Source organism: Pseudonocardia sp. EV170527-09 (assembly GCF_008369905.1).
Classification (GTDB): Bacteria; Actinomycetota; Actinomycetes; order Mycobacteriales; family Pseudonocardiaceae; genus Pseudonocardia.
This window is the reverse complement of the sequence record NZ_VRMC01000120.1, coordinates 1-12106: the sequence shown is the minus strand read 5'-3', so window position 1 is coordinate 12106 and position 12106 is coordinate 1. Positions and strand designations below refer to the sequence as shown.

Genomic DNA, 12106 nt, shown 5'->3' with positions numbered 1-12106 from the left:
AGCGAAAAAATGATCCACACCCAAGCCCTGCTCGCCCTGGCCAGACGCCTGGTCGACGTCCTCTGGGCCCTGCTCCGCGACCAGAGGATGTTCACCACAACCGCACCACAACCCGCTACCGCGGCTTGACACGATCATTCGGATTCCCTTCGTCGATGGAGGGTTCTGGCAGTTCGTCGCCGGGCCAGTCTCGGGAAGCCGGGGTCGGGCGTCCATGGTCGTATGCGCCTGTCTTGATCGCAGGACATGGCGCGGACAGACATAGGGTCGGGCGCATGAAGCCGGCTCCGCCGTTCCCCGAGCCCAGCCAGGACGCGATCCTGCAGGCCGTCGGGCAGACGGCTGTGGACCTCGCGAACGTCGGCGACCGGGGCGTCATGCTCGGCGCCGTCCTGCGCCGCACCCGGGCTCTGCTCGGCGCGGACATGGCCTACTTCAGCCTCAACGACCTGCACTCCGGTACGACCTACATCGAGCTGACCGACGGCGTCCGCACCCCGGAGTACCGCGCGATCCGGATGCCGTTCGGCACCGGGGTGCTCGGTCGCGCGGCGGCCGGCGCGGGCACCGTCGCGACCGCGGACTACCTGGCCGACCGGGCGCTCAACCACCTGTCCGGGATCGACACGATCGTGCGCGGCGAGGGTGTGCGGGCCATCGCGGGCGCCCCGATGCGCCTGGGCGGCCGGGTCGTCGGGGCGCTGCTGGTGGCCCACCGCGCGCCCCGCGTCCTCGGCCCGGCCGCGGAGGCGGCGCTGGAGCACATGGCCGTGCAGGCCGCCGTCGCACTGGAGCAGACCCGGCGCGGCGAGGAGATCCGCCGCCTGCGCACCACCCGCGATGACGGCTCCGCCCCCGGCGCCCGGCTGCGCCTGGAGCACCTCCTGCACCTCGACGAACGCCTGATGGGGGCGATGGCCGGCTCCACCGCCGAGGCGGCCGGGGTGTTCGCGGTGCTCGCCGAGTCGGTCGGGCACCCGCTCTCCCTGCACGACCCGTCCGGCGCGTTGCGCACGGGGCGGCGGCTGCTCACCCCCGAGGAGCTGGCCGGGTGGCGGCTGCGGGCGGCGGTCCGCACCTCCCAGCAGGCCGGCGGCGTCGCGATCGCGCACCTGCCCGGCGGTGGGACCTACGCGCTGCTCGCGATCACCACCGCGGGCGAGCACCTGGCGACGCTGGTCATGGAGGGCGCCGACGACGACGCCGTCGCCCGGCTGGCGCACGCCTCGGCGTTCATGACGGTCGCGCTGCTGGTCGAGCGGGCGCTGGCCCAGGCCGACGAGGCCGCTCAGACCACACTGGTCGAGGAGCTCGTCGACAGCCGGGTGCCGCCGCGGCCGACGCTGGGGAGCCGGCTCGCGCAGTACGGCATCTCCCCCGACGTCCCGGCGACGGTGCTGGTCGTCGACGTCGAACCGGCCGGTGCGGTGACCGCGGCGCGGGCGGTCCGGGGCCTGGACGGGGCGGGCCGCTGGCTGGTGTCGGTGCACGACGGGCACGTGTGCGTGATCGCCTCCGCCGGGACGACCGGTCCCGGCTGCGCGGGGACCGGGGCGGCCGCACTCGTCGCCGACGGGCTCGCCGCGGCCGGGACACCGGTGCTCGTCGGCGCCGCGCACAGCCCCTCGGGCGGGCCCTCGGACCTGCGCCGGGCGCACACCGAGGCCGCCGACGTCGCCGCCGCGGCCCGCGCCCTGGGCCGCACCACCGGGCACGCGGACTTCGCCTCGCTCGGCGCGGTCGGCGCGGTGATCCGGGACCGGACCGGCACGACGTCGCGGGAGATCGTCGGGCGTCACCTCGGCCCCGTCCTCGACTACGACCGGCGCCGGCGGACCCGGCTGGCCGACACGCTGTGGCACTGGTTCGCCGCGGGCGAGCTGCTCGCCCCGGCCGCCGACGCGCTGTCGGTGCACCCGAACACCGTGCGCCAGCGCCTCGAACGCGTGGACGACCTGCTGGGCCCGGACTGGCGCACCCCGGAGGGGCGCTTCCACCTGCACCTGGCGCTGCGCCTGCACCGGGTCGCCGGGCCGGACCGCAGCGCCGACCCGGCGACGGACCACGGCGCCGCGACGGCGGGCCGGTAGCGTCTGCCGGCGTGCGTCTGGTTCTGGCCTCCGCCTCCCCCGCCCGCCTGTCGGTCCTGCGCGCCGCCGGGGCCGACCCCGCCGTGGAGGTCTCCGACGTCGACGAGGACGCCCTGCTCGCCGCGCACCCCGACGCCGCCCCCGCGGCCGTGGTGACGCTGCTGGCCGCGGCCAAGGCCGCCGCCGTCGCCGACCGGCTGACCGGTGACTGCGCGGTCGTGGGCTGCGACTCGATGCTGCTCGTCGGCGGCGAGCTGGTCGGCAAGCCGCACGACCCGGAGACGGCGCGGCGGCGCTGGAAGGCCATGGCCGGGCGCACCGGGGAGCTGCTGACCGGGCACGCGGTGCTCCGCCTGGCCGACGGCGCGGTCGCCCAGGAGGCCGAGGGACACGCCGGCACCGGGGTGCGCTTCGCCGAGCCGACCGACGCCGAGCTGGAGGCCTACCTCGCCACCGGCGAGCCGCTGGCGGTCGCGGGCGCGTTCACCCTCGACGGGCTGGGCGGCTGGTTCGTCGAGGGCATCGACGGCGACCCGTCCAACGAGATCGGGATCAGCCTGCCGCTGCTGCGCCGCCTGCTGGGCGCGGTCGGGGTGTCGGTCGTCGACCTCTGGGCGCCGCGCGGCTGACCCGCGTGTGGGTGTCGGGGCACGGGGTTACCCTGCGGCCATGACTGTCGGACACGACCCCGACCCGAAGCTCGCCGAGTACGCCCACCCCGAGCGCCTGGTCACCACCGCCTGGCTGGCGGAGCACCTGGACGACCCCGGGCTGGTGGTCGTGGAGTCGGACGAGGACGTCCTGCTCTACGACACCGGGCACATCCCCGGCGCGGTCAAGGTCGACTGGCACACCGAGCTCAACGACCCGGTCACCCGGGACTACGTCGACGGCACCCGCTTCGCCGAGATCATGTCCGAACGCGGCATCGGCCGGGACACCACGATCGTCGTCTACGGCGACCGGAACAACTGGTGGGCCGCCTACGCACTGTGGGTGTTCTCCCTGTTCGGCCACGCCGACGTGCGGCTGCTCGACGGCGGCCGGTCCAAGTGGGTCGCCGAGGGCCGCGAGATGGTCACCGACAAGCCCACCCCGGCCCGGGCCGACTACCCGGTCGTCGAACGTGACGACTCCGGCATCCGCGCCTTCAAGGACGACGTGCTCGCCCACCTGGGCAAGCCGCTGGTCGACGTGCGGTCCCCGCAGGAGTACACCGGCGAGAAGCTGCACATGCCGGACTACCCGCAGGAGGGCGCGGTCCGCGGTGGGCACATCCCGGGCGCCGCGAGCGTCCCGTGGGCCCGCGCCGCCGCCGAGGACGGCTCGTTCCGCAGCCGTGCCGAGCTGTCGGCCATCTACGAGCAGGAGCAGGGGCTGTCGGCCACCGACGACGTCGTCGCCTACTGCCGGATCGGCGAGCGCTCCAGCCACACCTGGTTCGTGCTGACGTATCTGCTGGGCTTCGACCGGGTCCGCAACTACGACGGCAGCTGGACCGAGTGGGGCAACGCCGTGCGCGTGCCGATCGTGCAGGGACAGGAGCGCGGGTCCGCGTGAGCGGCGATCCCGGCACACTGCCACCCGACCTGGCCGAGCTGGTCGAGGACTTCGCCGCGGTCGGCCCGAAGGACCGTCTCCAGCTGCTGCTGGAGCTGTCCCAGGAGCTGCCGGAGCTGCCCGAGCGCTACGCCGACACCGCGGACACCATGGAGCAGGTCCACGAGTGCCAGTCGCCGCTGTTCCTCGCGGTCGAGGTGGCGGGCACCCCGGGCGACCCGCCCAGCGAGCGGCCGGTGCACCTGTTCTTCTCCGCGCCGAAGGAGGCGCCGACCACCCGCGGGTTCGCCTCGATCATGGTGACCGGGCTCGACGGGCAGCCCGCCGCGACGGTCCTGGCCGTCCCGGACGACTTCTACACCGACCTCGGCCTCGCCGAGGCCGTCAGCCCGCTGCGGCTGCGTGGCATCGCCGCGATGTTGGCGCGCATCAAGAACCAGGTGCGGGCCGCCACCGGCTGAGGCCCCACGAGTTCACTCCAGCGACAGCCGGGGTCACCGTCGGTGACCCCGGCTGTCCCCGTGCGCGGCCCTTCCTCAAGTCCACCTCAAATCGGTCACCCTCCAGGGGTGAGCGGGCGCACACTGCTTCGAACGACGAAGTGTCGCTCACCGCAGGGGGTGGTGGAGATGGGCACGAACCTCACCGGGGACACCTGGGGCATCCCGGGCCAGACCTTCCTGGTCCTCTACGTCGTCGCGCTGGTCCTGGTGTCCGGGATCGTGCTGCGCCGGCGGCGGGCGATCGCGCAGGGGGATCCGCGCGGCGCCGGCACCCTCGACAGCAGGCCCGAGGACGTCGCGTACCTCAACGGCGGGCCCGAGCTGGCCGTGTACGCGGCCCTGTCGGCCATGCACGTCGACGGCAGCCTGGTCACCTCCGGCCGCACCACGGGCCAGGTGCGGGCGGGCCGGGTCCCCGGGCACGGCGCGTCGGCGCTGCAGCGCGCGATCCACCGCTGCGCGCAGCGCCTGACCCCGGGCCGGATGCTGGGCACCCACGAGCCGGTCCGCACCGAGCTGACCCGGGCCGCCCAGCGGCTGGAGACCGCGGGGCTGCTGCTGTCCCCGGCCGACCGGGCCCGCTACCGGGCGACCGCCTGGCCGGTCGGGGCGCTCGCCCTCGTCGGTGCGGTCCGGATCGCCGCCGGGCTGGGCGGCGGACGCCCGGTCGGGTTCCTGCTGGTGCTCGTCGCCGCCACCGCGGTGTTCGCGGTGGTCCTCGCGACGCAGGTGCCCGCCAGGACCCGGGCCGGGGACGCCGCGCTCGCCGCCGTCCGGTCCCGCCACGACGCGCTGTCACCATCGATGCGCCCGGACTGGACGGCCGTCGGGCCCGCCGCGGCCGCGCTGTCGGTCGGGGCGTTCGGGGTCGGCGCGATGCTGGCCGCCGAGCCTGCCTTCGCCGAGGAGCTCGCCGCGCAGAAGGTCGGCACGCTCGGCGGGGCGCCCGCCGCGAGCGGGGGCGGCTCCTCCGACGGCGGGGGCGTCGTCGGCTGGTCCGGCGGTGACAGCGGCGGCGGGAGCAGCTGCGGCGGAGGCGGCGGGAGCAGCTGCGGCGGGGGCGGCTGCGGCGGCTGAGCCCGCGGGGGAACCGGATCTGCCGTCCCCGCAGCTGCACCGTGGGGGTGTGAAGCTGCGGGGACGGCTCGTACGGCGGAGGTGGAACATGACGGGTGTCCCGGGCGGAACCGGGGTCGGCTGGCGCAGCGGCATCGCGGCGGTCCTCGACGACGTCGACGGCCTCGCCCTCCACGAGGTCGTCGCCGAGTCGCTGCACCCGGACGCGGTCCCGGCGTCGCTGCTGCGCAGGCCGGTCGTCGTGCACGGGGTGCGACTGTCGCCCGGCTCCCCCGAGGGCGTCGACCCGGGGCGGGTCGCCCACCTCGCGGCCTGCGCCGCCGCGACGGGTGCGGCACTGGTCAGCGAGCACGTCGCGTTCACCCGGGCCGGTGGGGTCGAGGCCGGGCACCTGCTGCCGCTCCCCCGTACCCGCGAGGCGCTCGACGTGCTCGCCGCGAACGTGGCGGCGACCCGGGGGGAGCTGGACGTCCCGCTGGCGCTGGAGCCGATCGCGGCGCTGTTCGACTGGCCCGACGACGAGTTCGACGAGGCGGAGTTCCTGCACCGGCTGCACGACAGGACCGGGGCGCCGCTGCTGCTCGATGTCGCGAACACCTACGTCAACGCCCGCAACCGGGGCCGCGACCCGCGGGCCGACGTCGACGCGCTGCTCGCCGGGCTGCCGCCGGGGGCGGTGGCCTACTGCCACGTCGCCGGGCACGCCGCCGACGCGACGGGGCTGCTGCACGACACCCACACCGACCCCGTCCCGGACGCGGTGCTGGCGCTGCTGACCCACACCGTGGCGCAGCTGCCGGTGCCGCCGCCGGTGATGCTGGAGCGCGACGGCCGCTACCCGCCCGCCGCGGAACTGCGCGCGGAGCTGGACGCCGTGGCGGCCGCCGCCGGGCACGCGTCGCCGTGCCGGACGGGTCCGGACTCCGGCCACGGGGCCGGGCCGGTGGCCGCGCCCGCCGCGGACCGGACGGGCACGACGTGAGCGGGGACCTCGCGCAACGGCAGGCCGAGCTGGTGGCGGCGCTCGTCGCGGGCGGGGCGAACCCGGCCGGGTTCGACGAGGCGCGGCTGGCCGCGGCCCGGGCCGCCCTGCTGCGCAAGCGGGCCGGGCTCGTCGCCGCGGCGTGGCCGCTGCTCGCCGTCGACGCCGGGGCGGACTGGCAGGCCCGGTTCGCCGCCCGCTTCGACGGCGTCGCCCCCTACGGCGCCCAGCGGGAGGGCTGGGACCTGGCCCGCGAGCTGGCGGCCGCCGGACGGCTCGGTGCGGGCGCCCGACGTGAGCTGGCCGCGCGCGAGGCGGCGCTGCACTACGACGGCCGGACCGCCCCGCGGCCCCGCAGCCGGGTCGCACGGTGGTGGCACCGGTCACGCCTGGACCGATCACGAACGGAGTCGCGGGGCACGGACGGGTGAGGGCGTTGCCATCACCACATTCCCCACCGGTAATTTCCCGGCCCGCGGCTCCTACACTCCCCCGTAACCCTGCGCCGGAGCATCGGGCCGGCGCCGTGACCGGAGGAGTTCGACCGTGCCCGCACTGCGCAAAGTGCTCGTCGCCAACCGGGGAGAGATCGCCGTACGCGTGATCCGAGCAGCGAAGGACGCGGGACTGGAGAGCGTCGCCGTCTACGCCGACCCGGACCGGGACGCGATGTTCGTGCGTCTCGCCGACGAGGCCTTCGCGCTGGGCGGCTCCACCGCCGCCGAGTCCTACCTCGACATCGAGAAGGTCATCGGTGCCGCGAAGCAGTCCGGCGCCGACGCGATCCACCCCGGCTACGGCTTCCTGTCGGAGAACGCCGACTTCGCCCAGGCCGTGATCGACGCCGGCCTCACCTGGATCGGCCCGTCGCCGCAGTCGATCCGCGACCTCGGCGACAAGGTGACCGCGCGGCACATCGCCCTGAAGGCCGGCGCCCCGCTGGTGCCCGGCACCAAGGACCCGGTCAAGGACGCGGACGAGGTCATCGCCTTCGCCGACGAGCACGGCCTGCCGGTCGCGATCAAGGCGGCCTTCGGTGGTGGCGGGCGCGGCATGAAGGTCGCCCGGGAGCGCTCCGAGATCGCCGAGCTGTACGAGTCCGCGGTCCGCGAGGCCACCGCCGCGTTCGGTCGCGGCGAGTGCTTCGTCGAGCGCTACCTGGACAAGCCGCGCCACGTCGAGACCCAGGTGCTGGCCGACCAGCACGGCAACGTGGTCGTCGTCGGGACGCGTGACTGCTCGCTGCAGCGCCGCTTCCAGAAGCTCGTCGAGGAGGCGCCCGCGCCGTTCCTGACCGACGAGCAGCGCACGACCCTGTACGAGGCCTCGAAGGCGATCTGCAAGGAGGCCGGCTACTACGGCGCCGGCACCGTCGAGTTCCTCATCGGCCAGGACGGCATGATCACCTTCCTGGAGGTGAACACCCGGCTGCAGGTCGAGCACCCGGTCTCGGAGGAGACCACCGGGATCGACCTGGTCCGCCAGATGTTCCGGATCGCCGAGGGCCAGGAGCTGGACTTCGACGGCGACCCGGAGCCGCGCGGGCACGCCATCGAGTTCCGCATCAACGGCGAGGACGCCGGGCGGAACTTCCTGCCGGCGCCGGGCACCGTCGAGCGGATCTGGTACCCGGCCGGGCCCGGCGTGCGGATGGACGCGGGCGTCGAGGACGGCTCGGTCATCGGCGGCCAGTTCGACTCGCTGCTGGCGAAGCTGATCGTCTGGGGCAGCGACCGGCAGCAGGCGCTGCAGCGGGCCCGGCGCGCGCTGGCCGAGTTCAAGGTCGAGGGCATGGCGACCGTGCTCGAGTTCCACCGTCTCGTCGTCGAGGACCCGGCCTACGCCGCCGAGACCCTCGAGGACTTCACCGTGCACACCCGCTGGATCGAGACCGAGTGGAACAACACCGTTCCGCCGTTCGAGGGTGGTGCGGGCGCCGAGGACACCTCCGGCGAGCGGCAGACCGTCGTCGTCGAGGTCGGTGGGCGACGCCTGGAGGTCTCGCTGCCCGGCGACCTCGCCCTCGGCGGGAGCGGCAACGGCGGCGGCGCGGCCAAGGCGGCCCCGCGCAAGCGCGGCGGCAAGGGCGGCGGCGGGGCGAAGGCCTCGGGCGACGCCGTCACCGCGCCGATGCAGGGCACGATCATCAAGGTCGCGGTCTCCGAGGGCGACACCGTCGAGGTGGGGGACCTGATCGTCGTCCTCGAGGCGATGAAGATGGAGAACCCGGTCACCGCGACGAAGGCCGGCACCGTGACCGGCCTGGACGCGGAGCAGGGCTCCTCGGTCACCCAGGGCACCGTGATCTGCGAGATCAAGGACTGACGCGGTGCCCGTCCCGGTGCTCGACCCGGTGCTCGACCCGGTCGAGATCAACGCCGGGGCCTGGTACCTGCGCGGGCTGCGGCACGACGGCCGGGTGGACGACCGCCCGGCCGTCGCCGCGTCCTGCCGGGACCCGGAGATCCGGCGCTGGCGCAACCGGCCCGACCCCGCGGCCCCGGACTTCGACGCACAGGTGACCGCGCACGTCGCCGACCGGATCGACGGCTGGGCCCGCGGCACCCGCTGCGCCTGGGCCGTCGCCGAGCCGACGACCGGGGAGATGCTCGGCGAGATCACCCTGGAGCACCTCGACCTGGCCCACGGCACCGCGGAGCTGCGCTGCTGGACGCTGCCCGCCGCCCGCGGACGCGGCCTGGCCCGCACCGCGGCCGGGACGGTCGTGCGCTTCGCCTTCGGCGGGCTCGGGCTGCACCGCGTCACCTGGTGCCACGCCGAGCCGAACCGGACCTCCGCCGCCGTCGCCGCGGCGCTGGGATTCGTGCCTGAGGGCCGGCTGCGGGAGGCGTGGACCGTCGACGGCGAGCGGGTCGACGTCGTCGTGCTGGGGCGGCTGGCGGACGAGGGCTGACCCGGTCCGGCACGCTCACCCTCCGCAGTCCGTGGCGACGGGCCGTGCCGAGCGGGTCACGGCCCGTTGACCGGCACGCCCGGCCGATCTAGCGTCCCCGGTGTGTCGCGCACGCCGTCCGGCGCCCGCGGCATGCACCGAGCAGTACCCACGACAACTCCACAGCCGACCCGTGTGCCCGATCCACGGGGCCCGGAACTACCGCCACGCGGAGTACCGCGCCGCGGATCCGCTCACCACGCAGGCCCTGCCGCGCCGTGAGCCGTCCCAGTTCGACCGAGACGTCACAGGATCCGTCATGCCCCCAGAGTTCGACCCCGCGTCGCCGACGTTCCACGTCACGACGCATGTCCACACCGACGGCCCGATCCCGGGCCCGCACTCCCTGCTCACCCTGACCTCCTCCGCGTACGGCGCGGGCGGGGTCCTGATCGGCACCTTCACCGCCAACCTCCGGGAGCTCCCGGGGGCCACCCTGCACCCGACCGCGCTGGCGACCTGGCGCACCCGGGCGGAGGACTGGCTCCTCACCCGGCGGGCCTCGCGCCCACCGGGCCAGGTCTCGAACGAGTACGCCGCCTGGGTCACCGACCTGGGCGGACGCGCGTTGTTCGTCACCGCCCCGGAGGAGCCGGACCACCTGTTCGTCTACTGGTACCTGCAGCGTTTCGCAGGCCGGTGGCCGTTCGCGGGGACCGTTCCCGCCCACGACGGGACACCACGGCCCTGGGCCCCACCGCCGTGCCCGCTCCGCGGGTGCGCTCCGGTCGAGGTCCCGGCCCCGGCCGAGGTGACGGCGGCCTGACCGCGACGCACACCCCCGTCCGCACCGGTACCCACCGGTCGCGGACGGGGGTGTCGTCGTGTGCGGGCTTCGCGATCGCGACCGGTCCCCGCCGAACCCCCGCGGCGACGACCGGTGCCGGCCTAGCGTGTGCCCGTCCGTGATCCGCCCGTCCGCACCGGAGGCCGACGTGCCCGACATCTCCCCGGACCTGCGCGTCGACCCGGCGGCCCCGGCCGGGGCGGCGGAGGCACTCGACCGGGCCGCGTCCCGGCTGGCCGCCGCGCTGCGCACCCTCGACGCCGACGCCCGCCGGGTCGAGCCCTGGCTCGGTGACCCGGCCAGCGCCGAGGCCGCCGCCCGCTACGCCGTCCACGCCGCGGACGGCCCGGACGCGGCGATCGGCCGGCTGCGCACGGTGCACGCGGAGCTGCTGCGGGCACGCGACGCGGCCGCTGCCACCGGTCGGGCCTACACCCGCACCGAGGAGTCGACGACGGACGCGCTGAACGGCGGCGCCCGGTGACCGCGCCGCGCTGGGCGGGGCTCGGCCACGCCGAGATCGCCGCGATGGTGGCGGCCGGTCCGGGGCCCGCGGCGTCGGCCGGGGCGGAACGGGCGTGGCGCGACGCCGCGGCCGCGCTCGCCGACGTCCACTGCGAGCTGTCCGGCCAGGTCCGCGGCCTGCCGGGGGGATGGTCCGGCACGGCCGCGGACGGCGTCACCGTGGCGCTCGGGACCCTGGACGGCTGGGTCGTCTCCGCCGCCGCCGACGCCGAGCGCACCGCCGACGCACTCGCCACCCAGGCCGGGCTCGCCGCGGACCTGCGGGCCCGGATGCCGGCCGCCGCGGCCCCGGCACCGCCGGAGACCGCACCCGTGGGCCCGGCCCTGCTCGACGACTGGGCGGCCGCCGACCTCGCCGCGGGCAACTCGGCCGGTCGGGCCGCGGAGCTCATGATCCGCTACGACGACGACACCCACGCCACCGGCGCACCGTGGACCGGCTGGGGCGCGGCCCCGGTCGTGACCCACGACGGCGCCGCAGCCGCCTCCCCCGCCGTCCCGGCCCCGCCCCCCGGCGTGCCCCCGCACGGCGGCGCCGGCGACGACACGGGTCCGGTCCCGGTGGACGGCGCGGGGTCGGGGACGACGGTGTTCGCGGGGATCGGCTTCGGCGGGCTCACGGCGGCGGTGCTGACCGGTAACGGACGGGCCGGGGTGCCCGGTGCGCGGCCGATCGACGTCGGCGGGCCCTCCGCCGGGCGGGATCACGCGGACACCGCCACGACCGACGCGCCCCGCACCGGCGGCACCCCCGCCACGGACACCGGTCCCGGGACCGGTGACTCCGAGACCGGTGACTCCGGGGCCGCTCCGGCGTCCCCGGCGGGCGACGCCGGCACCCCGGGCGACCGCGATGGCCGGGACGACGGCGGCACGGCCGTGACCGCCGCGGTGTTCGCGGGCGGGGCGCTCGGTGGCGCCGGGATCCTGATCGGCGCCACGATCCGTCGGGAACGGCAGGCCCGGGACGGGCGGAGCCCCTCCGGCGACGGCGACACCACCGGCCGCGGGACGCCACCGGGCAGCGCCGCCGACGACGGGGCACCGCCGCCCGGGAGCACCACACCTCCCGAGGGCGGCACCCCACCACCCAGTGGTGGCACTCCGTCCGGTGGCGGCACTCCGTCCTCTGACGACGACGCACCGTGCGCGGACGACACACCACCCCCTGACGACACCCCGGACCGACCGGGCGACACGACGACCAGCGGAGCCGAGCACCGCCCGCCGTCCGGCGACGCGACGACCAGCGGCACCCGCGCCCCCAGCGGCGTGCCGGCGACGGGTGCCGCGGACGGGCTGCCGCCGTCGACGCACGACGGCCCCGTCCCGGACGGCGCCACCGGCGATCCCGCCCCGCACGGCGCGACGCCCACCGGGCCCGACGACCACACGGCCGGCGGTAACGCGCCGGACCGGCCCACGAGCGGCGGCCCGACCCCCGGGAGCGCGGCGGGCGCCCAGCCCACCGGCCCCGACACCACCCACCCCCACGTCACCAAGCCCCACGTCACCGACCCCCGCATCACCGGCCACGCCGTCGCACCGCACTGCCCCGCCACCGGGCCTCGGGACGCAGGACGCCGGGGTCGGGCATCGGGCTGCTCCAGGGGGTCGTCGGGGACGGCG

At 76.4% G+C, this 12106-nt stretch carries 11 protein-coding genes and 2 pseudogenes; all 13 read left to right on the top strand.

Annotated elements, in window-relative coordinates:
- Positions 1–129 (top strand): annotated as a pseudogene (locus FVA95_RS25520) (IS110 family transposase); the annotation flags it as partial.
- Positions 130–275: 146 nt separating this feature from the next.
- Entirely contained in the window at positions 276–2090 is a 1815-nt protein-coding gene (locus tag FVA95_RS25515; protein WP_161992441.1) for a helix-turn-helix domain-containing protein, read from the top strand.
- A gap of 11 nt (positions 2091–2101) precedes the next feature.
- Positions 2102–2719, top strand: a complete 618-nt coding sequence (locus FVA95_RS25510) for a nucleoside triphosphate pyrophosphatase (protein WP_149666409.1) — start codon at positions 2102–2104, stop codon at positions 2717–2719.
- A 40-nt stretch (positions 2720–2759) separates the two neighbouring features.
- Positions 2760–3650 carry a sulfurtransferase gene (locus FVA95_RS25505; RefSeq protein WP_149666408.1) on the top strand — a complete coding sequence of 297 codons (891 nt, stop codon included), beginning with the start codon at positions 2760–2762 and terminating at the stop codon, positions 3648–3650.
- Complete coding sequence (locus FVA95_RS25500; RefSeq protein WP_149666407.1) at positions 3647–4111, top strand: SufE family protein; 465 nt, start codon at positions 3647–3649, stop codon at positions 4109–4111. Before FVA95_RS25505 ends, FVA95_RS25500 begins: the two co-directional genes overlap by 4 nt.
- A gap of 168 nt (positions 4112–4279) precedes the next feature.
- The gene (locus FVA95_RS25495) at positions 4280–5230 is read left to right on the top strand and encodes a TIGR04222 domain-containing membrane protein (RefSeq protein ID WP_149666406.1); all 951 of its coding nucleotides are present in this window, start codon (positions 4280–4282) and stop codon (positions 5228–5230) included.
- An 88-nt stretch (positions 5231–5318) separates the two neighbouring features.
- Complete coding sequence (locus tag FVA95_RS25490) at positions 5319–6212, top strand: DUF692 family multinuclear iron-containing protein (RefSeq protein WP_149666405.1); 894 nt, start codon at positions 5319–5321, stop codon at positions 6210–6212.
- The gene (locus FVA95_RS25485) at positions 6209–6643 is read left to right on the top strand and encodes a hypothetical protein (protein ID WP_193564422.1); all 435 of its coding nucleotides are present in this window, start codon (positions 6209–6211) and stop codon (positions 6641–6643) included. The genes FVA95_RS25490 and FVA95_RS25485 overlap by 4 nt, the downstream gene beginning before the upstream one ends.
- A 115-nt stretch (positions 6644–6758) precedes the next feature.
- On the top strand, positions 6759–8537 hold the full coding sequence (locus FVA95_RS25480) for an acetyl/propionyl/methylcrotonyl-CoA carboxylase subunit alpha (RefSeq protein ID WP_149666404.1): 1779 nt from the start codon (positions 6759–6761) through the stop codon (positions 8535–8537).
- Between the two features lie 4 nt (positions 8538–8541).
- Entirely contained in the window at positions 8542–9126 is a 585-nt protein-coding gene (locus tag FVA95_RS25475) for a GNAT family N-acetyltransferase (protein ID WP_149666403.1), read from the top strand.
- Positions 9127–9424: 298 nt separating this feature from the next.
- Positions 9425–9931: a hypothetical protein gene (locus tag FVA95_RS25470; protein WP_149666402.1), complete on the top strand. Its 507-nt coding sequence runs from the start codon at positions 9425–9427 to the stop codon at positions 9929–9931.
- Positions 9932–10070: 139 nt separating this feature from the next.
- Positions 10071–10436, top strand: coding sequence for a hypothetical protein (locus tag FVA95_RS25465; RefSeq protein WP_149666401.1), 366 nt, complete (start codon positions 10071–10073; stop codon positions 10434–10436).
- Positions 10433–12106 (top strand): annotated as a pseudogene (locus FVA95_RS25460) (PPE domain-containing protein); the annotation flags it as partial. The gene FVA95_RS25465 and the pseudogene FVA95_RS25460, both read left to right, overlap by 4 nt.